At 47.2% G+C, this 25444-nt stretch carries 22 protein-coding genes; 20 read left to right on the top strand and 2 right to left on the bottom strand.

The window, feature by feature from the left end; genetic code table 11:
• Positions 1-2 precede the first annotated feature (2 nt).
• The 8 genes from PIL01S_RS02185 to PIL01S_RS29405 all read left to right on the top strand — a co-directional run bounded on the left by PIL01S_RS02185 (position 3) and on the right by PIL01S_RS29405 (position 7553).
• Positions 3-353, top strand: a complete 351-nt coding sequence (locus PIL01S_RS02185; protein WP_174818656.1) for a hypothetical protein — start codon at positions 3-5, stop codon at positions 351-353.
• Positions 290-1159 carry a membrane protein insertase YidC gene (gene yidC, locus PIL01S_RS02180; RefSeq protein WP_127536069.1) on the top strand — a complete coding sequence of 290 codons (870 nt, stop codon included), beginning with the start codon at positions 290-292 and terminating at the stop codon, positions 1157-1159. Before PIL01S_RS02185 ends, yidC begins: the two co-directional genes overlap by 64 nt.
• Before the next feature lie 403 nt (positions 1160-1562).
• Positions 1563-1856 (top strand): hypothetical protein, encoded by a 294-nt coding sequence (locus PIL01S_RS02175; RefSeq protein ID WP_127536068.1) that lies wholly within the window; start codon positions 1563-1565, stop codon positions 1854-1856.
• A gap of 77 nt (positions 1857-1933) precedes the next feature.
• Positions 1934-3226: an amidohydrolase gene (locus PIL01S_RS02170; RefSeq protein ID WP_127536067.1), complete on the top strand. Its 1293-nt coding sequence runs from the start codon at positions 1934-1936 to the stop codon at positions 3224-3226.
• A 303-nt stretch (positions 3227-3529) separates the two neighbouring features.
• Positions 3530-5365: a UbiD family decarboxylase gene (locus PIL01S_RS02165; protein WP_127536066.1), complete on the top strand. Its 1836-nt coding sequence runs from the start codon at positions 3530-3532 to the stop codon at positions 5363-5365.
• A gap of 276 nt (positions 5366-5641) precedes the next feature.
• A complete protein-coding gene (locus tag PIL01S_RS02160; protein ID WP_127536065.1) occupies positions 5642-6745 on the top strand; it encodes an HD-GYP domain-containing protein in 1104 nt (367 codons plus the stop codon).
• A gap of 152 nt (positions 6746-6897) precedes the next feature.
• A complete protein-coding gene (locus tag PIL01S_RS02155) occupies positions 6898-7359 on the top strand; it encodes an SRPBCC family protein (protein WP_307720975.1) in 462 nt (153 codons plus the stop codon).
• A 32-nt stretch (positions 7360-7391) separates the two neighbouring features.
• A complete protein-coding gene (locus tag PIL01S_RS29405) occupies positions 7392-7553 on the top strand; it encodes a hypothetical protein (RefSeq protein ID WP_164764150.1) in 162 nt (53 codons plus the stop codon).
• 1 nt (position 7554) lies between these two features.
• Here PIL01S_RS29405 and PIL01S_RS02150 read toward each other — a convergent pair whose 3' ends face one another.
• A complete protein-coding gene (locus PIL01S_RS02150) occupies positions 7555-8805 on the bottom strand; it encodes an MFS transporter (protein WP_127536063.1) in 1251 nt (416 codons plus the stop codon).
• 227 nt (positions 8806-9032) lie between these two features.
• Here PIL01S_RS02150 and PIL01S_RS02145 point away from each other — a divergent pair, with 227 nt between their 5' ends.
• The 3 genes from PIL01S_RS02145 (at position 9033) to PIL01S_RS02135 (ending at position 11823) form a co-directional block, all read left to right on the top strand.
• Positions 9033-9626 (top strand): TetR/AcrR family transcriptional regulator, encoded by a 594-nt coding sequence (locus PIL01S_RS02145; protein WP_127536062.1) that lies wholly within the window; start codon positions 9033-9035, stop codon positions 9624-9626.
• The gene (locus PIL01S_RS02140; protein ID WP_127536061.1) at positions 9623-10711 is read left to right on the top strand and encodes a hypothetical protein; all 1089 of its coding nucleotides are present in this window, start codon (positions 9623-9625) and stop codon (positions 10709-10711) included. The genes PIL01S_RS02145 and PIL01S_RS02140 overlap by 4 nt, the downstream gene beginning before the upstream one ends.
• 140 nt (positions 10712-10851) lie before the next feature.
• Positions 10852-11823 carry a D-2-hydroxyacid dehydrogenase family protein gene (locus tag PIL01S_RS02135; RefSeq protein ID WP_127536060.1) on the top strand — a complete coding sequence of 324 codons (972 nt, stop codon included), beginning with the start codon at positions 10852-10854 and terminating at the stop codon, positions 11821-11823.
• Positions 11824-11964: 141 nt separating this feature from the next.
• Here PIL01S_RS02135 and PIL01S_RS02130 read toward each other — a convergent pair whose 3' ends face one another.
• Positions 11965-12996: a LacI family DNA-binding transcriptional regulator gene (locus PIL01S_RS02130; RefSeq protein ID WP_127536059.1), complete on the bottom strand. Its 1032-nt coding sequence runs from the start codon at positions 12994-12996 to the stop codon at positions 11965-11967.
• A 351-nt stretch (positions 12997-13347) separates the two neighbouring features.
• On the opposite strand from PIL01S_RS02130, the gene PIL01S_RS02125 reads away from it, so the two are divergent.
• The 9 genes from PIL01S_RS02125 to PIL01S_RS02085 all read left to right on the top strand — a co-directional run bounded on the left by PIL01S_RS02125 (position 13348) and on the right by PIL01S_RS02085 (position 25413).
• A complete protein-coding gene (locus PIL01S_RS02125; protein WP_127536058.1) occupies positions 13348-14397 on the top strand; it encodes a 2,3-butanediol dehydrogenase in 1050 nt (349 codons plus the stop codon).
• A 215-nt stretch (positions 14398-14612) separates the two neighbouring features.
• Entirely contained in the window at positions 14613-15926 is a 1314-nt protein-coding gene (locus PIL01S_RS02120) for a hypothetical protein (RefSeq protein ID WP_127536057.1), read from the top strand.
• A gap of 258 nt (positions 15927-16184) precedes the next feature.
• Positions 16185-17288 carry an NADH:flavin oxidoreductase gene (locus PIL01S_RS02115; protein ID WP_127536056.1) on the top strand — a complete coding sequence of 368 codons (1104 nt, stop codon included), beginning with the start codon at positions 16185-16187 and terminating at the stop codon, positions 17286-17288.
• 401 nt (positions 17289-17689) lie between these two features.
• Entirely contained in the window at positions 17690-19036 is a 1347-nt protein-coding gene (nagZ, locus tag PIL01S_RS02110; protein WP_246058065.1) for a beta-N-acetylhexosaminidase, read from the top strand.
• Between the two features lie 78 nt (positions 19037-19114).
• On the top strand, positions 19115-19819 hold the full coding sequence (locus PIL01S_RS02105) for a response regulator transcription factor (protein WP_127536055.1): 705 nt from the start codon (positions 19115-19117) through the stop codon (positions 19817-19819).
• Complete coding sequence (locus PIL01S_RS02100) at positions 19816-20799, top strand: sensor histidine kinase (RefSeq protein ID WP_127536054.1); 984 nt, start codon at positions 19816-19818, stop codon at positions 20797-20799. Before PIL01S_RS02105 ends, PIL01S_RS02100 begins: the two co-directional genes overlap by 4 nt.
• Before the next feature lie 277 nt (positions 20800-21076).
• On the top strand, positions 21077-21847 hold the full coding sequence (locus PIL01S_RS02095) for an ABC transporter ATP-binding protein (RefSeq protein WP_095358397.1): 771 nt from the start codon (positions 21077-21079) through the stop codon (positions 21845-21847).
• Positions 21822-23783 carry an FtsX-like permease family protein gene (locus tag PIL01S_RS02090; protein WP_127536053.1) on the top strand — a complete coding sequence of 654 codons (1962 nt, stop codon included), beginning with the start codon at positions 21822-21824 and terminating at the stop codon, positions 23781-23783. Before PIL01S_RS02095 ends, PIL01S_RS02090 begins: the two co-directional genes overlap by 26 nt.
• Before the next feature lie 190 nt (positions 23784-23973).
• On the top strand, positions 23974-25413 hold the full coding sequence (locus tag PIL01S_RS02085) for a 4-hydroxyphenylacetate 3-hydroxylase family protein (protein ID WP_127536052.1): 1440 nt from the start codon (positions 23974-23976) through the stop codon (positions 25411-25413).
• The last annotated feature ends 31 nt before the right edge of the window (positions 25414-25444 follow it).

The following is a 25444-nucleotide window of genomic DNA, read 5'->3' as shown; positions in this document are numbered from 1 at the left end:
CCTTGTTTGAACTTCAGGAGTTATTACCTTATTTATTCTCAATAGGGCTTATTTTCACCGTGAGCTATGCCTACATTGCCCATCTGCACTGTGGAATGACTGAGTACTGGATGGAAGGCGGAGACGGAGACGGCGTCGAATCCGGACTCCCTGCATTGACGCTGGATGGACAGCATAGACCTGAAGATTTAACCAGGATGATCAGACGTAGAGAAGCACCGGATGAAGATGAGCCAGATTGTACATCCTCGTTGGACACATTGAAACTCAATCAACGAGGAGGATATATATGGAACATAAGACAAGCAAGGGGTTCACTTTTACATCTGGCAAGGGACGGATTTATGGGCTGATTGCCATTTTATTTGCAGTCATGCTTTTGGCCGGATGCAGTAACAATGTTTCGGAGATTAACGCTTCAACACCTGGATTCTTCAATCACTATATTGTATTTCCGCTGTCGTATCTGATTCAGCACATTGCATCCATCTTTGGTGGCAGTTACGGCGTCTCCATTATCGTGATTACTTTGGTCATTCGGCTTGCGCTGCTGCCTTTGATGATGCGCCAGGCCAAATCCCAGCAGGGAACCCGTGTGATCATGAATGCCATGAAGCCCGAGATGGATGCACTCAAGAAAAAATACGAGGGCAAGAATGACGCAGCAGATCGTCAGAAGCTCTCCCAAGAGACGATGGAGTTGTACAAAAAGCATAATTTTAATCCACTGAATATCGGCTGCTTGCCGCTGTTGATTCAGCTGCCGATCCTTTCGGGGATATACACGGCAATCCGGCTAACGCCAGAGTTGTCTTCACATTCTTTTTTGTGGTTCAAACTCGGGGCACCCGATTATGTGCTTGCTGTTGTGGTTGCGGTTATCTACCTGATTCAGGCAAAAGTTTCACAGGCCAATATGGCACCTGAACAGCGGAAACAGTTTGCAATCATGGGGTACATTTCACCGCTGATGATGGCCTTTTTCTCTCTGACAGCACCCGCAGCCATGCCGCTCTATTGGACGGTTGGCGGTTCATTCCTTGTCCTTCAGACGTTATTGTTCCGTAAACTGTATCCGGTGGAACATCCTCAGGAAACGGTAATCCTGCAGGAGAAAAAGATCAAACCAGCCAAAGGAACCAAACCCGCAAAATCCTAGGTGTGACTTATCAACAAAAAACGCTATGAGAAGCGCAAGCTGGTTAGGTGTACTCAAGCGAATAGAACAAAAGAAGCGTAATCCGTAGATGGATTACGCTTCTTTTTTGTTCCTCCGTCATTTTCTTAAACGGCACGATCATCCTTAAATTGGAAACGGGATAAGATATACCATTGAATGCGATATATACTGTGAAGAAGGGTGGTAAGCCATCCACATCCAATCTTCAATATATAAATAGAGAACGCCCTAATCCTCTATATAAAGTATCCCGGAGTGTGTGGAATCGAATGATGCAAACTACAGAAGTCTCATCTTGGTCATCATTTAAGTTAATTATTTTGGCTGACCTCTCCAATCTGCTATGATGGAACCAGAATCATGACAAGAGCGGAGGGGGATCATGACCTGTATTGCAGTGCTGCCATACTATAAAGTACAGAGGGAAGTGACCGGTCTCGCGCAAGAGATCAAGTCGAACGAACGATCCATGATCCTGTACTCAGACAGAATTGTAACGAAATATCGCGAGTTTCATATCAAGGATGTATTCGACATGTCCTTTCGAAGAATGGGAAATGAGGGGGGATTTTTCTACCTCCATACAAGCACTGGGGTGTATCCCTATATGGTGAAAATGGACCCCAAACCTTTCATCCAAAGTTATCGAAAGATCACGATGCAGAAATATTCATGACTTGACCTTTCCGTTACGTGAAGGCTTATCCTTTGGATCTGAGCTATGTACTTGAATCCAGAGGAGCTGTGAAACGAATGGGCATATTGATTCAGCAAGCGATGATTCTATCCATGAAAGACGGAGAGGCCCCCTTCCTGGGGGATATTCGTATTGAAGGAGACCGGATTGCCGAGATCTCGCATCACCTTGCGGCCAATCCGGGTGACGACATCATGAATGGAAAAAACATGCTTGCCATGCCGGGGCTGATTAATGCACATCAGCATTCCCCGATGAGTCTGCTTCGGGGGTTCTCGGATGATCTGAGGTTAATGGACTGGCTGGACCGCAAAATGCTGCCTGCTGAAGCACAAATGACGCCGGAAGACATCTATTGGGGAGCCCTGTTGTCCATGGCCGAGATGATTCGATCAGGTACCACCGCCTATGCAGATATGTATATCCACATGAATGAGATCGCTGAAGCCGTAACCAAAACGGGCATTCGGGCATCTCTCACGCGCGGAATGGTATTCATGGAGAATGACGGCGGCCGTAGGATGCAGGAAGCCATTGATCTCGTTCATCGCTGGTCAGGCAAGGCGGATGGAAGAATTACAACGATGTACGGGCCGCACTCGCCATACACCTGTCCCATGGAACCGTTAATGGAAGTCATTGCCCTGGCTGAAAAGGAAGATATCCCTCTTCATATCCATCTGGCCGAAACGAAGGAAGAAGTCGCGAAGATTCGTGAACGTTACGGTATGACCCCAACGCAATACCTTGAGGAAGCTGGCATGTTCGAGAATGCACATGTGCTGCTTGCACACGGAGTGCACCTCAATCGAAGAGATATCGGCAGGCTAAAAGGCATGCGTGGAGGCATAGCCCACAATCCGGTCAGCAATCTGAAGCTGGGTTGCGGTATTGCTCCCATCACGGACATGATTGCACAGGAGATCCAAGTCGGACTCGGAACAGATGGGGCCGGTAGTGCGACAACTGTCGATATGTTCGAAGAGATCAAAGCCGCAACATGGCTGCAAAAACTCGATTACGGAGATCCGACTCGCTTGCCGGCAAGGCAAGTGCTGCAGATGGCTACTCGGGGCAGCGCAGGTCTGCTTAAGCTTCAGGAGGATGTAGGTACGCTGGAGGCAGGGCGCAAGGCAGATCTGATTCTGATCGATCTGAAGAAGCCCCATCTTCAGCCTGTACACGAGCTGGAGTCTCTACTTGCATACAGCGTAAATGGTGCGGACGTAGACACGACGATTGTAAACGGACAGGTTCTGATGAGAGGAAGGAAGCTCTTAACGATCGATGAGGATGAACTTTATCGTGAGGTGAAAGTTAGGGCGAAGCGGATTGTTGAGGGAATTTAATATTCTCTTACGTATGAAAGATAAGGAGGCCAGCCTGGAACCGAGGTTCTTAGCTGGCCTTCTTGCTATACACGGAAGTGTAATTTCTGAATTCCCATCTTTAACCTTAGTCAGTGAGGATCATATATATTTTTTGTTTACTAGCAGATCATTTGATAAAATAGAAGAGACGTGAAGAGTGAGTCTTTTAGAATGAAGTAGATTAGGACGTGGATTCAGGCGGTTGGTTCAAATTCTTGTTTGCGCGTCCATGTGAATATATGAACATAAATATATATTATATTAAAAGAATGGAGCCATCCCATGAAATATCGCAATATGGAAGATTGCATCAACGATCTGGAGCAGCATGGACATCTGATCCGGATTAAGGAAGAAGTAGACCCGAATCTGGAAATGGCCGCAATACATATGAAAGTGCACGAGGCGAAAGGCCCGGCGCTGTTGTTTGAAAATGTAAAAGGCTCGAAGTTCCAGGCGGTATCCAATCTGTTTGGCACACTCGAGCGCTGCAAATTCATGTTCCGTAACACGCTCGAAGGCGTACAACGGGTCATGGCAGTACGGGACGATCCAATGAAGGCGCTCAAGACGCCTTTGCAGCACATCAGCACAGGTCTTGCAGCGTGGCAGGCGCTACCCAAACAGAAGTCGATCAGTCTGCCCGTGTCGGCTCAGGAAATTCAAATCTCCGATCTGCCGCTGATTAAGCATTGGCCCATGGATGGGGGTGCCTTTGTAACGTTGCCGCAGGTTTATTCGGAGGACCCGGATAAACCGGGGATCATGAACTCCAATTTGGGTATGTACCGCGTCCAGCTGAGCGGCAATGATTATGCAATGAACAAGGAAATCGGGCTGCACTATCAGATTCATCGCGGGATCGGTATACATCAGGCGAAGGCTGTCAAAAAGGGAGAGCCGCTCAAAGTCAGTATCTTTATTGGTGGTCCTCCAGCTCATACCCTGTCTGCGGTGATGCCCTTGCCTGAAGGTCTCAGTGAACTGACCTTCGCCGGTCTGCTCGCTGGACGTCGTTTCCGTTATAGCTACAAGGATGGATACTGTATTAGCAATGATGCTGATTTTGTCATTACCGGAGATATTTATCCAGGTGAAACAAAACCGGAAGGACCGTTTGGTGATCATCTGGGCTATTACAGTTTGACGCATGAGTTCCCGCTGATGAAAGTGCACAAAGTGTATGCAAAGCCTAATGCAATCTGGCCATTTACGGTAGTCGGTCGTCCTCCGCAGGAGGATACGGCATTTGGTGATCTAATCCATGAAATTACGGGCGATGCGATCAAACAGGAGATTCCGGGTGTCAAAGAAGTACATGCCGTAGACGCTGCCGGGGTGCACCCTCTGTTATTTGCAATCGGAAGTGAGCGTTACACGCCATATCAGACGGTGAAGCAGCCGACGGAATTGTTGACCATTGCGAACCGTATTCTGGGTACGGGGCAGCTGAGTCTGGCCAAGTATCTGTTTATTACAGCTGAGGATCAGCAGCCGCTGGATACCCACCGTGAAGTGGAATTCCTGACCTATATACTGGAGCGCATGAATTTGCAGCGGGATATCCATTTCCATACCAATACCACTATCGATACACTGGATTACTCAGGAACCGGGTTAAATACCGGCAGTAAGGTTGTTTTTGCAGCCTACGGTGAGAAGATTCGGGAGCTGTGCACAGAAGTGCCGGATACCTTGAAGAATATTCGTGGTTATACGAATGCGCAGCTGATTATGCCGGGGATTGTATCGATTCAGACGTCTGCTTTTACGAGTTATGAAGAGACGGCGCGGGAAATGCAGCAATTTACGGATATGCTGAAGGAGCAAGGGGGACTTGATTCCTGTCCATTGATTATTCTGTGCGATGACAGCTCTTTCCTGAGTGCAAGCCTCAGCAACTTCTTATGGGCTACATTTACGCGCAGCAATCCATCTCACGACATGTATGGGGTAAACAGCAGCTATTCGCATAAGCACTGGGGCTGCGATCAGATGATTATTGATGCCCGGGTGAAGCCGCATCAGGCACCACCGCTTATACCTGATCCTGCGGTTGAGAAAAGCATCGAACGTTTATTCGTCAGTGGAGCAAGTCTGGCATCGGTCAAAATTTAGCTCTATAGGAAAGGGCCCAAACTGAAGTTTGGGCTCTTTATATTTCTCCAATCCTAAGAAACGTAACATTCCATGTTCCTTATTCGGCAAAACCGGGATTATTTAAGAAATATGAATGAGAAGAAAGTCTTACACGTTCGTATTTCCTTTTGCGATTAAGGTCGTTTGAACTATGCAGAAAATCAAGAAAATGATCGATATAAAGAAGTATAGGTATTTTGGGGACCCAATCCATCGGGTACTGTTACTATAATGAATGTTCAGGGGGAATACCGATTGAGAATCCATATTATGAACCTGCAAGACGGAGACCGTCTGACTGCGGATACATTTAGCGATGCGGGGTTGCACATTCTCGGGAAAGGGACTGTAATCAAAAGTGAGGATATTTCCTTGCTCATGCAGCACCGTGTGGACTATGTAGATATTGAATCACGTGAAGAAGAAATAACAGAAGCTGAGTTTTTTGCCGCTGCAGCCAAATTTGCAGCCGGTTCGAGTATTGCAGCTGGTTCGAGCATTAAGGAAGAACCGCCTGAAGAAGAAATGAAATCCCAATTTACACAGACTGTACATAACTACCAAAATGCATTTCTTGAAGCACTTACTGTGGGTAAATTCAATGCTACCATGGTGGACGATGCACTGCAGCCAATGGTGGATGGACTGGACGAGCAAAAGGATGTCGTACATCTCCTGATGATGCTGGAACGTGATGATGTAAACAACTATACACACTCCATTCAGGTTGGATTGCTGTCCTTCTATATTGCCAGCTGGATGGGTTATTCCCAGAAGGAAAGCTATCAGATCAGCCGTGGCGGCTATTTGCATGATATAGGCAAATGCAGAGTGTCCCATCGGATTCGTAACAAAGTGGAACCATTAACGGCGGATGAACAGCTGGAATTGCAGCGTCATACCATTTATGGCCATGATATCATCAAAAGTTCTATGACCGATGAGGCTACTGCGCTTGTAGCGCTTCAGCACCATGAACGTGAGGATGGCTCGGGGTATCCAATGCAAATGGATAAAAGTGAAATCCATCCCTATACGCAGATCGTGTCTGTGGCTGACGTATACATCGGTATGAGATCCGGCATTCACGGGGGCAGCAATCCGAACCTAATCAATAATCTGCGTGACATCTATGCGATGGGGTTTGGCAAGTTGAATGAAAAGCCGGTTCAGGCTCTGATGCAGCACCTTCTCCCGAACTTTATCGGCAAGCAAGTGCTTCTGAGCAATGGTGAAAAAGGGGTAATCATCATGAATAATACGTCGGACATCTTCAATCCACTGGTCAAGGTCGAGTCCGAGCAGTATCGTGACTTGTCCAAAGAACGCAGCATTGCCATTAAAGAACTGATTATTTAAGGTTATAAAAGTTTAGAGTACAAAAAGGTCTCCTGCATAATGACAGGGGACCTTTTTGTGTAACGGCTTTTGGTGCATTGTTCTCTAAGGAGAGCAAGCGTATACTGGGTACAAAATCCATTTTACCTGAGGAGCGATAAACCTTGATTGAAGTGGTCACCGAAATTACAATACGTGCTCCAATTGAAAAATGTTTTGATTATGCCCGGGATATTGATGTTCATACACAGACGGTATGGAAACATACACGGGAACGAGCTGTTTCGGGCGTGACCTCCGGCAGAATAGGTGCAGGCGACACGGTGACGTTTCAAGCAACTCATTTTGGCATAAGGCAGAAACTGACTTCCTGTATCGTGCAATATGAACGTCCGCATGTGTTTGTCGATCAGATGGTAAAAGGGGCATTCCAGAGCATGCGTCACGAACATCATTTCAGCAGGATTGATGACCAAACCACTTGCATGAGGGACATGCTGAAATTTGAAGCACCACTCGGTGTGTTGGGAAGACTGGCTGAGCGGCTCGTCTTAAAGCATTATATGCATGCTTTTATCCAAAGCCGCAATACGAAGCTGAAAGCTATACTGGAACAGAAGAACCAACAGGTCTGACGACAAATTACTTGTGATAGGGAGTGATCTTGATGGGAAACGAATATTTTGTTGGTTGGGGCACCCTTGCGTTAATTAATGCCGGACTTGCTCAAGGGAAAAACAGAAGTGGGCTTAACTGGTTTCTGATCTCCCTCTTGTTTGGTCCGCTTGCAACGCTGTTCATTGTTGTATGTTCTAAGTTAGAACAATAATTCAGTTTCCTTTATGTGCCGGAACACAAGAGGATTGGATCATATTCCGTTGTAAGTAACGGTCAATAGCCCAGAACAGGAATGCTGCTGCACTCACCGCTGCTCCCAGCCAGCATACGCCCGTCCATCCTGCCCAGGCGTACATCATAGTCGAAGCAATAGATCCGGTTGCACTGCCCGCTGAGTAAAATATCATGTATGCAGCAGTAAGACGGCTCTGTGCTTCAGGACGAACCTGATAGATCAGGCTCTGGTTGGTGACGTGGACTGCCTGTACAGCGAGGTCAAGCACAATGACGCCAACGATCAGAAACCATAACGATTGATGAACGAAGCCGATCGGCAGCCAGGACAGGAGCAGAAGCAGAAGAGAGAATCCAGTTGTGTGCTGTCCAAGACCCCGATCAGCGAGTTTGCCGGCACGGGCAGCAGCCAGTGCACCCGCGGCACCTGCCAAACCAAAAGCACCGATGGCTGTATGGGACAACGAGAATGGAGGTGCGCTGAGTGGAAGGACCATGGCAGTCCATAAAATGCTGAAAGCAGTAAAAATAAGCATGCCCAGCACGCCACGAATTCGAAGTATAGGTAGCTCCCGATAGAGTTGTATTACCGAAATAAGCAATTGAGCATAATTTAATTTTGTTCGCTGAGGCTCATGCTTGGGCAGGAGAAGGAGCAGGGCGACTACGCCGAGCAATGTTAGCGATGCCGAGAACAGGTAAACCGATCTCCAGCCGATCCAATCATTCAGGGTGCCCGCAACCGTTCGAGCGAGCAATATGCCAATCACGATTCCGCTAGTCACGAGGCCTACAATCCGTCCGCGTTCCGAAGGGGAAGCGAGTGCTGCGGCAAAGGCAACGAGCGCTTGAGTATTAACAGCCAGTAATCCGACGAGTGCCATTGCTGTGAAAAAGATGGAACTAGATGATGTGGTGCCAACGACAAGCAGAGCCGCGACGGAGAAGAGCATCTGCACAATGATCAGTTTTCGCCTGTTAATCAGATCGCCGAGAGGAACAAGAAAAAAGAGTCCAAGGGCGTAACAGACTTGGGTCACTGTAATGATTACGCCGATATGTGAGTGGGAGATCCGGAAATCTCTGGCCATGGCATCCAAAAGGGGCTGAGCATAATAAATGCTGGCTACGGAAAGTCCGCTGCACAGAGCGAAGAGGAGCGCAACAAGTCGGGACATGCCAGCATGAGCTTTTGAAGATGGGTGTACCTGTTGAATCGGAGTATTCATGAGAGTCACCTTTCAAGAGTGGATTTTTGAATTTAATTTTATACTGGTCAGTACATAATAATTCTGAATTAACATACTGTATATATCATCCAAATGTCAATTGTGCATATTTTTAAAGTAGATTTTTGTTATTAATTCAATGATTTAATGGAGGGATACAATTGACATCATGATGAATGAAAGCTACGATATAATATATCGATTGGTACATAAAAAGGAGAAAGAATATGGTGAGACAACGGGAGTTTGATACCGATAAAGTGCTTGATGCAGCCATGCGCATATTTTGGGATAAAGGGTTTGAAGCAGCGTCATTGACTGACCTGACTTCCGCAATGGGTATTCAACGCCCCAGTTTGTATGCTGCGTTCGGGGACAAAAAAGAGTTATTTGAGACGGCGCTGCGCAGATATACCACTCTGCATGCCGCGCAAATTAGATCGAGGCTTCAGCAGGAAGGGTCTGTAAAACAGGCATTTCGTGCGCTGTTTGAGCACATTGGGGCGAAGGGGGATGTATCCAAGCCGAGCCACGGTTGTTTTTGTATTAATACGATGGTTGAACTGGCTCCGCACGATTCGAAATTCGCCGTTTTAACCCGGGAGCATCAGATGTATCTGGCAGTGATTTTTCAGGAGACGATCGAACGGGGGCAGCGGTCCGGAGAATTGTCCGGTGATCTGAATGCGAGTGCAGCTGCAAAATCTTTGGTTATTTCAATGATTGGACTTACTGTATTAATGAAATCGGGGCCAGACCGCTCGTTTGTAGAGCAAAGTATTGAGGCGGCGTTATTGATTATTGGAGGGGAATGGATATGATTCAGCCCACCGAAGCATTACTGGAATGGTTTCATTTGGGCCATCCTCTGGATATGGGTGTGATTCAATCCTATTGCCGAGTTATTGCGAGGTATGGGTACCGGGAGGACGCGGCGGCATTGCTCCAGTTATATTTGGAGCATCCGGAGGACTACCGATATGTACTGCTGCTGGAAGTCGTCATGCGTTGCGGTGATTTGGAGCTTGCCCGGCAGCTTCATCAATGTAGTTTTGTGAATGGAAAGCTAAAAGAGGGGGTTCCCGGGGACGTTTTGCATGTCCTGGCTTACATGGGATATCCACTCAGCACCGAATATCTGGTGGATTGTGTAATGACAGATGATTGGTATTTGTCCAAAGATGCTTGTTTGGCCTTGCTGCACATGCCTTGTGAGGATCAACATCAGCGATTGAAAAATAAATTCGAGCAAGTTTACGGAAATGCTATTTTCCCGGAGATCCTCCCTGCATTATGTGCAAAATGGGCTCCTGCTGATAAGATGGTGCCCAAGCTTCTGGCATGGGGACAACAGGCGTCAGTAGACTGCAATGGCGGGCTGGTATGGGGTGTTGCGATGTATGGAACATCCCAGAAGGAACAGATTCGAAGTATGTTATGGAATCCGAATTGGGAATTGTACGGTAATGGAACAGGCAGTCATTGGTGGGCCTACATGGCCATGCCCATGGTTGGATTAACATTCTCGGATTTGATCAGAGATCTTAAGGACGGAGCTGGCTTAGCTACATTTACAGATAAAGTGAGTAGTGTGCAGACTTCTCAAGCAGGTTTAACAAGAAACGTGGCTGCGGAGCATCGGTTTCATGTGTTCCACGACTTGCTGCAGTTGAAACTCGAATCCGTCTCACACCCGCTTAGATATGTTAAACAGAGCCAAGAATCAATGTTGAACCTGTATCAGCAGATGTTTAGCTGGAGTACACCACATGTGGATGATTCTATATTAGGTGTGATCGCGCAAGCACTCGGAATGGATCATGTGTTAGTAGAACGGTATAATCAATTGAGATCCAGGATGGAGCTATATGTTAGTCATGAGATTGAACTGGATGCTTTGCTTTAAGGTTTTGTTGCTCGTTAATGAAGAGGCGGAACTGACTTCCGGCTCTTTTTTTATGTCTAAGGACATTGGGCAGACCGGTGTCGAATTGGTACAATACGGGTAGGTGTAGGATACAACGCATTTTGAAGGAGGGGTACATATTGCAAACGAAATTACGGTGCGCCATATTGGACGATTACCAAAACGTCGCCCTATCATTGGCTGATTGGAGTTCAGTCCAAGATCGGGTTGAGGTTCAGACCTTTAATCATTACATGGGCTCGGAAGAAAAGGTCATCCAGGAGCTGCAGGATATGGATATCGTCATTCTGATGCGTGAGCGTACGCCGTTTCCTGAATCGGTTATATCCAGGCTTCCCAAGCTGAAGCTGCTGATTACAACAGGGATGCGAAATGCCTCGATTGATCTTAAGGCTGCGGAACGCCATGGAGTCACGGTGTGTGGGACAGAGGGCAGCTCCAATCCACCGACGGAACTAACCTGGGCGCTTATCTTGGGACTGTCCAGGCAGCTGGTTACAGAAAATAATGCGCTGAAATCCAATCGCAATTGGCAGAGTACGGTCGGCATGGATTTGTACGGAAAGACGCTCGGGCTGCTCGGATTGGGCAAGATCGGTTCCCGGATGGCCGCGATTGCCAAGGCTTTTGGCATGAACGTCATGGCCTGGAGTCAGAATTTGACACCTGGACAAGCCGGAGAACAAGGCGTAATCTGGTGCGAAACAAAGGAAGAGCTGCTGGAGCAAAGTGATATCGTGTCGATTCATCTGGTGCTAAGTGAACGAACTCGTCATCTGATTGGACAGGGTGAATTCCAGCGGATGAAAAAGACAGCATTGCTGATCAATACATCCCGTGCGGGAATTGTGGATCAGGGGGCTATGGTAGAGGCATTGCAAAATGGTCTGATCGCCGGGGCGGGACTTGATGTCTTTGAACAGGAACCTTTACCCGTTAATCATATCATGCGAACCTTGCCCAATGTGCTGGCAACACCGCATTTGGGTTATGTGACCCGAGGGAATTATGAAATCTATTATAATCATGCGGTAGAAAACATCGAGATGTTTCTAAAAGGGAGCCCGATTAGACAATTGATCGTGAAGTAATAACAAACCATGCCACAGTTCTCGTCAGTTTTCATTAAATCGATACAGACCACAAAAAGGTGACCCTCAGGCCGTGATTAATGGCTGCGGGGACACCTTTTTTGCTTGTGATTTATCATTTCATCCATCCAGGATGAGCCATTAGGAACGTGGTGACGAGGGACGAATCATCGCTACGCTTGATTCGCGTACGATAAGTCTGGGTTCAAACTGGATATGCTCATAGTCAGAAGTACTCATCTCGCGGATTCGTTTGAGCAGCAATTCTGTTGCCAGCCTGGCAACCTCTTCGCCCATAATGGAAACCGAGCTGATCTTCGGGGACGAGACGGTAGTCCATTGATTATTATCGACCCCAACTACGGCGACATCTTCGGGCACACGTATACCCAATTCTTTGAATCGGTTAACCAATCCGATAGCTACCATGTCATTGATGGCGTAGACTGCGTCTGGCATATGGGTCAGTCCATGGAAGTAATCCGCAGCGTTTGCTCCAGTGTTCAGGGAGAAATCTTCTCCGAAATAGACAAGTGATATATCGACATGGGGCAGAGCTTGTTCATAAGCACGGTAACGCTCTTCAATGATGTCCTTGGGGGCACCCGCATAGGCAATCCGGGTTCGTCCAATTTTAATCAGATGTTCCATCACAAGCTTTCCCTCAGGCTGAGATAGAGAGACGATATCTGCCTTCATGCCGGGTTCAAGCCTTTTGCCGTAGTTAATCATGGAGATGGGAAGGGGAGCCTTATCGATCAAGCCTGGCAGCGTTTTGGGATAAGCGAGCGGCATGAATATGAGGCCATCCACATGCAGCTTTTTAATATTTCGAATGGTTTCCAGTTCTGTGCGGGCATTCCCCGCCGTATTAATCTGTACCACGTGATAGCCGTGCTGTTTAGCTGTTTGCTCCACAGACCAGGAGATCTCTGGAATGATCGCATTTCGTATATCCGGAACAACGAGGGCAATTTGGTGGGTCTGGCGAATTTTAAGACTCTGAGCGGATGTGTTGGGAACAAAACCGAGCTCTTCAATGGCCTGCATGACCTTATCTCTGGTTTTGCTGCTGATACCCTCAGAATTATTAATGGCTCTTGAGACGGTAGCAATGCCTACTCCCGCTAACTCCGCCACATCCTTGATGGTGACTTTTTGTTCTTTGCTCACGTTTGGCTAACCTCACTTCACCGGAAACGATTCCGAATCTATAGTAATTTCGTGTTGAATTCATGTGTATACTCTGATTATAACACTTTTTGTAAGTCAATAGACTTTCCATGACCTATAACTGTAAGCAGGGTGTTAACTTATTCCATACGTTCTTGAGCGTATAATCTGCAAACCTTTGGATAGAGGCAATCGCAGCAGGTTTTATCATGCTGCATGTAAAGGCAAAAAATTCATGAATTCGACGTATTTATGGGAAAATGTGTTTGACAGACTATCTAAACTATGACATATTTAACTACGGAAACGTTTCCGGTTATATTCAAACCTATGATCTGGGAGATGAAATTGATGAAAGCATTACGTTGGCATGGTGTTAAAGATTTGCGTCTGGAAAATATCGATGAACCTAGCCCGGCACAAGGGAAAGTTAAAATAAAAGTGGAATGGTGCGGAATTTGCGGCAGTGACCTGCATGAATACACTGCAGGACCGATTTTCATTCCAGCTCAAGCACCGCATCCGCTAACAGGCGAACAAGCACCTGTAGTGATGGGACACGAGTTCTCGGGACAAGTCGTTGAAGTGGGTGAAGGTGTTACCCGTTTTCAAGCAGGAGACCGTGTTGTCGTTGAACCTATCTATGCATGCGGACATTGTGAAGCCTGCAAACAGGGAAGATACAATCTGTGCGACCAGATGGGTTTCCTCGGTCTCGCCGGAGGGGGCGGAGGTTTCTCCGAATACGTAACAGCTGAAGAGTATATGGTACACGCCATCCCTGACTCCATTTCCTACGAACAGGGAGCATTGGTAGAACCTTCTGCGGTAGCGCTGCATGCCGTGCGTCAAAGCAAGCTGAAAGTAGGCGATACTGCAGCTGTATTTGGTGCGGGTCCAATCGGTTTGCTCGTTATTGAAGCATTGAAAGCTTCCGGCGCCTCCGACATTTATGTAGTAGAGCTATCTGAAGAACGCAAAGCGAAAGCCGAAGAGCTCGGCGCTATCGTTATTGATCCAACCCAGTACAATGTCGTGGAAGAGATTCATAGACGTACGCAAGGCGGCGTGAACGTTGCTTATGAAGTGACAGGTGTTCCACCTGTGCTGCAGCAGGCGATCGACTCGACACGTATTGGCGGAGAGCTGATGATCGTCAGCATTTTTGAGCAAGCGGCTCCGATTCTGCCTAACTCTATCGTCATGAAAGAACGTACAGTGAACGGCATTATCGGTTATCGGGATGTTTTCCCGGCCGTGATTAGTCTGATGGATAAAGGCTTCTTCCCGGCAGACAAGCTGGTGACCAAGCGTATTTCGCTGGATGAAGTGGTGGATCAAGGATTCGAAGCTCTTCTGAAAGAGAAAAATCAGGTGAAAATCCTGGTCAAAGCCGAGTAGTCACAACCAGAAATCTTCTCAATTCAATAAACGAAGTCATTATGACTAAATGGAGTACCCGCGTAGGCAGCTCATCTTCGGATGAAGCTGTCTATTTTTGTTGAAAAGGGCGGAATGTATTGCATGCTTGTTCTGTTTTACATAATATAAAAAGATACAATATGTATCGTTTATATGAAAAGGCATTCAATTTCAAAACGAAGGAGGAAGCGGGTGTGCATAACAACACGAAATGGGCAGCTCTAATTTTGACCATCGTTGCAAGCGTGGGCTGGATGCTTACAGGGAGTGCCAAGCCCAAAAGCAGTGACAAGGCCGAGCGCAAGCCGACTGTTGAACGGACCATGGCGAAGGTATCCAATGTACCCATCAATTCTGCGGATGTGACAAGCAAGATTGAGCTGCTTGGACGACCTTTTGCCAAAACGCCTTACGCCAATAATGTGTGGGATATGCAGTTATACAGAGACAAGATCTATTTGGGTCATGGCAACAGCAGCAATATGGGGGTAGCGCCGAACTCGGGTCCCATCCCGGTCATTTATTTTGATACAGCAACCTCATCGTTTAATAGGCAGGCAGTCAGCAACAGCAATCCGGGAATTGTCCCATCAACCAAAATGGTTGTGGATGAAGAGCAGATAGATATCTACAAGGTCCTGGACGACAAGCTCTATATTCCGGGAAATGATTCTGACGGAGAGCAATGGAGTCTCGGGAACTTTTATCGGCTGGATGGGGACGTATGGACGAAATACCGCAACCTTCCGCTTGGGGTACACGTTTATGACCTTGCTCTGTTTCAAGGCAAAATGTTTGCCGCCCTCGGAACAGAAGATAAGCCAACGATTCTGATTTCACATGATATGGGCGTAAGCTGGCAGAAGTTTGCAAACATTAATACGTTCGGGCTAAGGGCATACACGCTGTTTGAGCTGGGGGGCAAGCTGTATGCATCCGGCATGATGTATCCTGCCAATAAAATCTGGAATGACAAAACCAATTTCCTGGAGATTAATGCGAACCTGGAGAAGAAAGACGTCGTAATCTACGGTAACAAAATCCTGCCGGGACTGACCTATCAGCAGGGCACGATTCCGTATAACAAGATTGGGAAAAATGTTAACTTTGATAACAAGTTAGTCTATATCGCTGGTGGCGTATTCAATGACGGTCAATTGCTTCCCAAATCCTTGAATGTCATGACAGCCATTAATCAGGCTAGGCGCGTGATTTTACCCGATGCCAAAGCATTGCCAACAGACTTGCTTTTGCGCGACGGCAAAGTATATGTACTCACCTACACGTTCCAAAATAAAAATCTGTATATTAACCGGGTATACCAAACCACGGATCTGATCAATTGGCATGAAATCCTCCGGTTTAACCAGGATACGTATGCGAAGTCATTTGAAGAGCATGAAGGGGATTTCTATTTCGGTTTGGGCACGGATCCAGACGTCGTCTCACCTTCATCAGGCAAAATACTCAGAGTTCATCGCCATGACATTCCTGTGAATTCGGATTAAGGGGAACGCTAGAAAGAGTAGGGAGTATATATTATGATTCATATCTATTTTTGGTTATCATTTAAAATGAAAAAGACGTAAACACAGAGCGTACACGTACAGCAGCGTAATTATTGCCACTTGCTGCGGGGATGCTCTATTTTTTTATGTTACATAATAGATCATTTCATTAGCGAGTTTGAAAATAAAACTCACAAATCATAAAATGGAAAGGTAATTGGGTTCTGACATTCCACAAGATAAAGGAGCTATAAACAAATGAATGTACCTTCAGCGTTGTTTACACCCTTCACTTCAGACAAGCTTACATTGTCCAATCGGATCGTCATGGCACCCATGACTCGCGGTTTCTCTCCAGAGGGTGTACCCGGGCCGGAAGTTGCTGAATATTACAGACGCAGAGCAGCTGGCGGTGTGGGGCTCATTATTACGGAGGGGACAGGGATTAACCATCCTTCCTCTGTAAGTGGTGCGAGTATTCCGTTATTTCATGGTGATGAATCCCTCCAGGGCTGGTCGAATGTGGTTCAAGCCGTTCATGACGCAGGCGGTAAAATCATGCCTCAATTGTGGCATGTGGGTACCGCAAGGCGTACGGGTGATCTGCCTCATGCAGAAGCGGAGCCTGTAAGCCCCTCTGGCATCAGCATGGCAGGGGAAGAGAACAGGGAACCTTTAACCGAAGAAGAGATCCAAGGCCTGGTACAAGCGTTCGCACAAGCAGCTGCAGATGCGAAGCGGATCGGGTTCGATGGCATAGAATTGCATGGCGCTCACGGATACCTGATTGATCAGTTTTTCTGGGAGCATACCAATCGTCGTACAGACAAGTATGGCGGTGACTTGGTCAAACGCACACAATTCGCAGTCGAGGTCATTGAAGCGTGCCGCAAGGCAGTTGGACCGGATTTTCCGATCGTGCTTCGTTTCTCTCAATGGAAAATGGGCAATTATGATGCTCGCCTGGTGGATACCCCGGAACAGTTGGAGCAATTTCTTGCGCCACTGGCTGCGGCGGGCGTAGATATCTTTCATTGCTCGACTCGTCGCTTCTGGCTGCCGGAATTCGAAGGATCTGAATTAAACCTTGCCGGGTGGACACAAAAATTAAGCGGGAAACCTGCGATATCCGTTGGGTCCGTTGGTCTGGAAGCCGAATTCGTGGACCGATCAACCGAGAATCAGGGAACTGGCGATGCTCACTTGGACCAATTGAATACGATGTTAGAGAACAAGGAGTTTGAACTGATCGCTCTGGGACGTGTACTGCTAAGCGATCCGGAGTGGCCTGCAAAAGTGCGTGAAGGACGCCAGTCCGAGATCATTCCATTTACAACTGAAGTGTTGAAAACATTGAATTAGTGAATAGTAGCTATTTATCAGCATTTTTCTTCTTTTGTCTTCCTTGTAGGTAAAAAAGGAAGACAAAAAATGAGCAATCCACAGCAACCTAATGCCGCCGAAAGGCGGCTTTTTCAACTTGCTATAATAATAATTTCAACATATGAAAAATTCACAACAGAATACCATTTCTCTCCCGCATTTATGTACCCCATTGTCCATACAACGCCCACGCCCTTCGTTGAAAAAATCATTAGAAACCATATTACAACGCTCAAATGCAAGCATTTTTTTGGCAAATCAGACCCGTATCTCACTCTTTGAATTAAAGCAGGTGATTTTGAAAAAAGAGTTGCTTATGTTAATGTTATGCCTGAACATTACGGTACACATTCCAACATGAATTAGGAGGTTGACATTCCTTGTATGTACATAACGATTCTATAAAGAATAAACGAAGACACTCGTTGCATATGTTATTTCTGATTATTGCAGTCCTTATGCTCATTACCGCATGTGGAGAAACGCAAAAGCCCGGCTCCACAGCGAATTCCTCTACAGGCTCTACTACGGAACAACAAGCTGCACCGGAAGGCAGTGGTGATTCCGATGCGGAGGAAGCTGATGAGAATAATGAGCAGAACAATGCTTCCCCTCAGGAAGAGGCAGATCCGGTTCAGGAGCAGCTGGATCAGCTCTCGCTGGATGAAAAGATTGGACAGATGATTTTGGCCGGGGTACAGGGGACTGCTTTGGATGACCAGGCCAAACAAATGATTGCGGACCAAAAGGTAGGAGGCATCATTTTTTATGGTAATAACGTGACGACTTTGCAGGGAACAGCGGATTTTGTGCAGTCCATCAAGGAAGCAAACCGTTCCAATCCGGTGCCGATCTTCATGAGTGTGGACCAGGAGGGCGGCAAAGTCAGCCGAATGCCGGATGAAGTGCAGAGTATTCCTTCTAATGGTAAAGTTGGAGCGAGGAAAGACGCCGAACTGGCGGAAAGCATGGGTAGGTTACTGGCAAGACAGATCCAACTTGCAGGCTTTAATGTGGATTTTGCTCCGGTGTTGGACGTCAACAGCAATCCGAACAATCCGGTGATTGGCGACCGTTCCTTTGGCAGTTCGGCTGAACTTGTGTCTCGTCTCGGCGTCGCTGAGATGAAAGGTCTGCGCAGCGAGGGAGTGATTCCGGTCGTGAAGCATTTTCCCGGTCATGGGGATACGTCGGTGGACTCCCATCTGGATCTTCCCGTGGTGAACAAAACAGAGAAGCAGCTGGCCGAGCTGGAGTGGATTCCGTTTCAGGCCGCGGTGAAAGAGCATGTGGAGGCTGTAATGGTGGCTCACATTTTATTCCCTAAGCTGGATCCTGATCATCCTGCTTCGTTATCGGATGTCATTATTGGTGAACATCTGCGGGGCAAATTCAATTACGACGGCGTCGTCATTACAGATGATCTCAGCATGGGTGCAATCGCCAAAAATTATAAACTGAATGAAGCTGCAATCGCGACCGTTCAGGCAGGCAGTGATATTTTGCTCGTGGCTCACAGCTATGAAAGTGCCAAAACGATATTTGATACATTGAAAAATGCGGTGAAGAATGGGGAAATCACCGAATCTCGAATTGATGAAAGCGTGTATCGTATTCTGGCACTGAAGCAGTCTTACAAGCTGTCTGATGAGCAGCAACCATCGGGTGACCTCAAGCAATTGAACGCAGACATTGTACAATGGCGCAAACAGGTTCATGCCGAGTAATCCATCCTGTGTTATGATTTTGGAATGAGAGAGAATATACTACATTTCATTATTACAGGTTAGGGGTGCGGCCCATTTATGTATACCATAATGATCGTCGAAGATGATCCGAAAATTGCAGGACTGCTGAAATCCCATATTGAACGATACGGGGACAGAGCCGTTCTGGTAGAGGATTTTGAGCGAGTGTTACAGCAATTTGAGCAGATCCAGCCACATGTTGTTCTTCTGGATATCAACTTGCCCAGCTATGACGGATTCTACTGGTGTCGTCAGATCCGTACGATGTCTACGTGTCCGATTTTGTTTATTTCCGCCCGGAGCGGCAAGATGGATCAGGTGATGGCGCTGGAAAACGGAGCGGATGATTATATTACGAAGCCGTTTGAACATGAAATCGTGATGGCCAAAATCAAAAGTCAGCTGCGACGTGTATATGGAGATTACGCAGCCCGTGACGAAGAACGCAAGGTCGAGCTGGAAGGATTGACCGTATACCTGGAAAGACTGGAGATTCAGCTCGGTGATCGCAAAGTGCAGCTGACGAAGAAGGAAACGATACTGCTGGAAACGCTCCTTCGTCGTAGTCCGAAGCTCGTGAGCAGGGAGACGATTCTGGAGAAACTGTGGGATGACTCCTTTGTAGACGACAATACACTCAGTGTCAATGTAACTCGTGTACGCAAGCGATTGGCCGAAATAGGCATAACAGACGCTTTGGAAACGGTGAGGGGTTCCGGTTATCGGTTAAACGCAAACTGGAATACGGCTTCACCATCATGAAGCTGTTTATGAGAGAACACCTTGCTTTAACTTGCTGGGTGGTCGTCATCTTGCTTACCGTCGTCGGCGTATTTTGGTATGACGGTTACGACCATGTGCTGACAGCTGTCTATGCCGTATCGCTGGGGTTATTTTTATTTGCAGGTTACCTGACGTACCGTTATATGTCTCACAGGGCGTTCTATACCCGAATGACACAACCCATGAATTCGCTTAATGAATTTGTCCCGCTCGAAGAGATGGTTCCCTTATCGGTAGCGCTGGAGAAGCTGCTGGATTCACAATATGGTCATTATCATGCTCATCTCCATCGTCTGGAGCAGCGCCAGCAGGAGTATCTCACATTTATGAATCAGTGGGTGCACCAGATGAAGACACCATTATCCGTGATTGAACTGACCGTGCAGGACCAGGAGGACGATGACCCGCGTCTCAGGAGTATTCGGGAGGAAGCAGATCAGATGAGACGCGGATTGGAAACGGTGCTGTACGTAGCGCGTTTGGACACATTTGAACAGGACTTCAGTGTTGAACCGGTTACACTCAAGGTAGCAGGCGAAGAGGCCATTCATGAGCTGAAGCGTTTCTTCATTCGCAATCATGTCTATCCGGAGATTCAGATGGATGCTTCGCTAATTGTGCAATCGGACGCCAAATGGATTCGTTTTGTCATCGTGCAACTGCTCTCCAATGCCATCAAATACTCCTCTGGTAACGGACAGAAGATATACCTGCGTGCATATAAAGCAGAACGGTCCATTATTCTTGAAGTTCAAGATCAGGGTGCCGGTATTCCGAAGTCAGATCTGAACAGGGTGTTCCAGCCTTTCTTTACGGGAGAGAACGGTCGTCATTTCAAGGAGTCAACGGGTATGGGGCTGTACATCGTGAAAGAGGTCCTGACCCGAATGAATCACCGGATCGATCTGGAATCGGTATATGGTGAAGGGACGACGGTCCGGATTACATTTAGCATCTAGTCTGTAGAATATTTTCTATATTGATTTCCAAGAGGAATGTTCAAGAGAATCGACGTCTGTTACCCCGGGGTAATGACGTCTTTTTTTGTTTTAATTGAAGCAACCTTACAACTTTGTCATGCAAGTGAAAGGTTAAGCCATAGGAGATTAGCCGAAACTTCGGTTAAACTGAAGTCAGAAGTCAGGGCATCAAGAGTGTTAATGAATAACCAATGAATAAATAGATGCGAGTGGGTCATGGTTGACTCATGTTCAACGTAAAAAAGGAGTGGTACATATGGAAATATGCTCGGTAAAACAGATCAGCAAAATCTATAAAGGGATTGTCTCCTATGAAGCATTATCGGGGATTGACCTCAGCATCCAGGAAGGCGAATTTGTAGGAATCATGGGTCCATCCGGCAGCGGCAAAACGACACTGCTCAACATGATCTCCACGATCGACCATCCGACATCAGGAGAACTGCGCATTGCCGGGAAAAATCCGTTCGAGCTGAACCAGGATGAGCTTGCGCTGTTCCGGCGCAAAGAGCTGGGATTTGTATTTCAGTCGTTCAATCTGCTCAATACCCTTACGGTGAAGGAGAACATTGTGCTGCCGCTTACGCTCGATGGAACGCCGCTGGGGGAGATGAACGCTCGTGTGGACCGGCTCGCAAGCAAGCTGGGGATTGAGGGGATTCTGGACAAGCGGACTTATGAGATTTCTGGGGGACAGGCACAGAGAACGGCCATTGCCAGAGCACTAATCCATTCGCCGAAACTAATATTGGCGGATGAGCCAACAGGCAACCTGGACTCGAAGGCGGCACGTGATGTCATGGAGATGCTGGAGCTTCGCAATCAGGAGGATCAGGCGACGATGCTGCTGGTTACACATGATGCAGTTGCAGCGAGCTACTGCAGCCGGGTCGTCTTCATCAAGGACGGCAAACTCTATAACGAGATTCACTATGGCGATAACCGAGCGGCTTTTTATCAAAAGATTATTAATGTGTTATCCCTAATGGGAGGGTCAGGACATGAATTTTCGCCAGTTCGCCATTAACAATGTGGTTCGCAACAAACGGATTTATTTGGCTCATTTTCTGAGCAGCACATTTTCCGTCATGATATTTTTCACATATGCACTGCTTCTGTTTCACCCGGATCTGAAGGATGGTTTGAGGGGATCAAGTGAAACGGTTACTATGCTTGCCAATCAGGGCTTTATGATTGCAGAGATCATTATTTTTATCTTTTCATTCCTGTTCTTGCTATACTCGGTCGGTTCATTTCTGAAAACACGCAAGAAGGAATTTGGTATCTTCCTGATCATCGGCATGACACGCAAGCAGATGAATCGGCTCCTGTTTATGGAGAACATGTGTATCGGGATTGCTGCCATTGCAGCGGGTGTTGGACTGGGGATGATCTTCGGAAAACTGATCCTGCTCATCTGCGGTTCCCTGCTGGCTGTGGAGAACAGTCTTCGATTTTATTTTCCATTAAAAGCAATCGTTCTGACAGCTGTCGCATTCCTTATTCTGTTTGCTGTCATTGCACTGTCTTCTTCTCTGCTTATCCGCAAGGGAACGCTGATTGATTTGGTGAAATCGGAGGAAAAGCCGAAGCCGGAGCCGAAGGCATCACGCTTGCTCGCGTTTCTATCCGTGTTGTTGATTGGCGGTGGCTATGCTGGGGTGTTCACTTTTGTGTGGGTGACATACTCATTCCCGCTGCTCCTGGGGAGTGTCATTATGGTTATCGCAGGTACATACCTGCTGTTCACGCAGCTCAGTGTGTATGTCATTCGGGCATTAAAACGAAATCAGCGTTTGTTTTTCCGTAAAACCAATGTACTGTTTCTATCCGAGCTTACGTATCGCATGAAAGACAATGCTGTCATGTTTTTCATGGTAAGTGTCATCTCAGCCTCGGCATTTACCGGCATTGGCACCATGCTGGCGATCGCTGATCCAGGGTTGTCGTCGATGACGAACCCGTATGCATTCACTTACACGAATTCATGGGATACACCTGAGGCAGAGGGGGATATCAGGCAGATTGAGGAAACACTTGTTGACCATGAGGTCCCCTATGTAAAAGGCAGCTACACCCAGCTGTATGAGAATAACACTGGCAGCAATATCATCAAATTGAGTGAATACAACTATCTGGCCAAGGCCCTTGGTTACGAAGAACGCACGTTGGATACGGAAAATGGGGCCTTTATGACGCCATCGAATCTGGTAGCACGCAAAGAGCTGCGTAAACAAGTGGAGCAGGGGTTCTCACCAACACAGGTCGATCTTGAAGTTGAAAATTATCATCAACAGGTTCAGCTGTCTCCTCCAGCTACCGAAATCGTTATCCCTGTTGATTTCAAAGTGGACATCTACGTCATTTCCGATGAATTGTTTGAAAAGATGAAGCGAGCGTACAATGAATTCCTAGACTTGAGTGAAGATTACTATTCCAATAAAATGACTCAATTTGTGGTGGAGGATTGGATGGGCACGCGGGCCTTCGCCCCTGAACTGGTTAATTCGATTCAGGATCGGCCGCGTACGAAAGGCTACTTCATGTTCAGTGCTCTCGTTGTGGACTGGCTGAATTCGAAACAAACCAATGGGATCATTTTGATCCTGAGCGGTCTGATCGGTATTGTCTTCTTTACCTTTGCGGCAAGCTTTACCTATTTTAGACTCTACGCGGATCTGGAAAGGGATGAAGCACAGTATCGCATGATTGGCAAGATGGGACTCAGTCGTCCTGAACTTCGTAAAATTGTAACTCAGCAGCTGCTGCTTATGTTTTTCCTGCCATTACTCATTGCTTTGATTCATAGTTCGGTGGCATTTGTGGCGCTGCAGCAGTTGGTCGATTTTTCAGTTATGGGATATAGTCTGCGTATCTTCTTCGTTTTTGCCACCATGCAGATCCTGTTCTTTGCGCTTGTGCGCTGGCGGTATTTACGCCATATGTACTCCAAATTAATCTAAACTTGCATGACTTAGGCAAACATCGGACGCTTCGTTCGGTGTTTGTTGACTTTTCTATCCTGGACACAGTACTATTTCATTAGATACAAATTGTATCAAAGTGTGTATCATACATAACTTCAGTATATGACAGTTGTACTTTGAGATTGGTAGCCATAGCAGGCTTTTTGCCTGAGAGGGAGGATGGATCATGAGCATCACGATGTCTCGCGGACAAGCTTACATACACCGATTGAATGATGAGCGAAACGTATGGCTGGATGGCAAGCGTGTCCGGGTAACCGAACATCCCGCCTTTCAGGGAACACTGCAGACCATTAAGAACTTGTTCGATTTGGTGGATGATCCGGATACACGAGATACAGTGGCATATTGGGATGAACAGACGGGGAGTTATGTGCATCAGGCTTTTCGGGTGCCCCACTCTTTTCAGGATATCAGCTGTAGAGCGGCAGCATTTCGACTCTGGTCGGATCGAACCTATGGAGTCATGAGCAGACTGTCGGATTATGCCCGCTCGCGTCTTGTCGGGTGGTATGCTACACGTCAGGATATGACACGACATGATCCCATGTATGCAGATAAGATAGCAGCCTACTATCAGGAGGCCAAACGAAAAGATAAATTCCTGACGATTGTCCAGCGTGACCCACAGATCAACCGATCCCTGCCTGTTGGGGAAGATGAAGATGCCATGCTGCGGATTGTGAGAACCAACTCGGAAGGGATTATTGTTCGGGGTGCCAAGATGGTGGCGACCGCAGCTCCTTATGCAGATGATATTATTGCGTATCCGATTCAGCGGATTCCGGGGCATCTGCCGGAACTGGCACATATGGTGATTGTTGCTGTGGGAAGTCCGGGTTTACATCTGATTTGCCGTGAATCTTTTGCCGCTCCACAGTTGGATGCTGCTCATCCTCTCAGTGCCCGTTATGATGAGATGGACGCTGTATTATTTTTTGATGATGTATTGGTTCCATGGGAGCGTGTACTGCTGCACAACAATCCGGAAGCCGTGTGGCAGGTTCGCTGTAACGCAGCCTCTTCCAGTCTGGCCTACCATCAGAGCATCATTCGGCTGCACGCCAAGCTGGAATTCATCACAGCCGTCACAGCAGCCATTGCGCAGGAAATCGGTGTGGATTCATTCCTGAATGTGCAGGAACAACTCGGAGAGATGATCAGCCAGATGCAGACCATTGAGGGCTTGATCGTTGCTTCAGAGGCCCAGGCGCAGCCAGATGCGCATGGCAACTGGCTCCCGTCATTCAAATACATTGAGACAGCTCGTAATCTGGGTAGCCGATATTACCCGAGAGCGGTTGAAATTCTGAAAACCATTGCCGCTGGTGGACTGATTCAGATCCCGTCAGGCAGATTCGATCTGGATGAAACGGTAGGACCATTGATGGCCAAATATCTTGGTGGAGTGACACTGCAAGCGCCAGAGAAAATTCGTCTGTTTCAGCTGGCTTGGGATCTGACCGGAAGTGCACTTGGGGCGAGGCATGATCTCTATGAGCGTTACTACGCAGGTGATCCGGTTCGCAACCGTGCAGGCCAGTATATACAATATGATAAGGAAAGTTTGAATAAAAAGGTTGAGCCTTGGCTCCATATGAAGTAGTCATTGAAGCTTCAGCAGCATGGAGATCATG

Origin of the sequence: Paenibacillus illinoisensis NBRC 15959 (assembly GCF_004000925.1) — a bacterium.
GTDB classification, from domain to species: Bacteria; Bacillota; Bacilli; order Paenibacillales; family Paenibacillaceae; genus Paenibacillus; species Paenibacillus illinoisensis.
The sequence above is the reverse complement of the archived record's forward strand: the minus strand, read 5'-3'. Positions and strand labels throughout refer to the sequence as shown.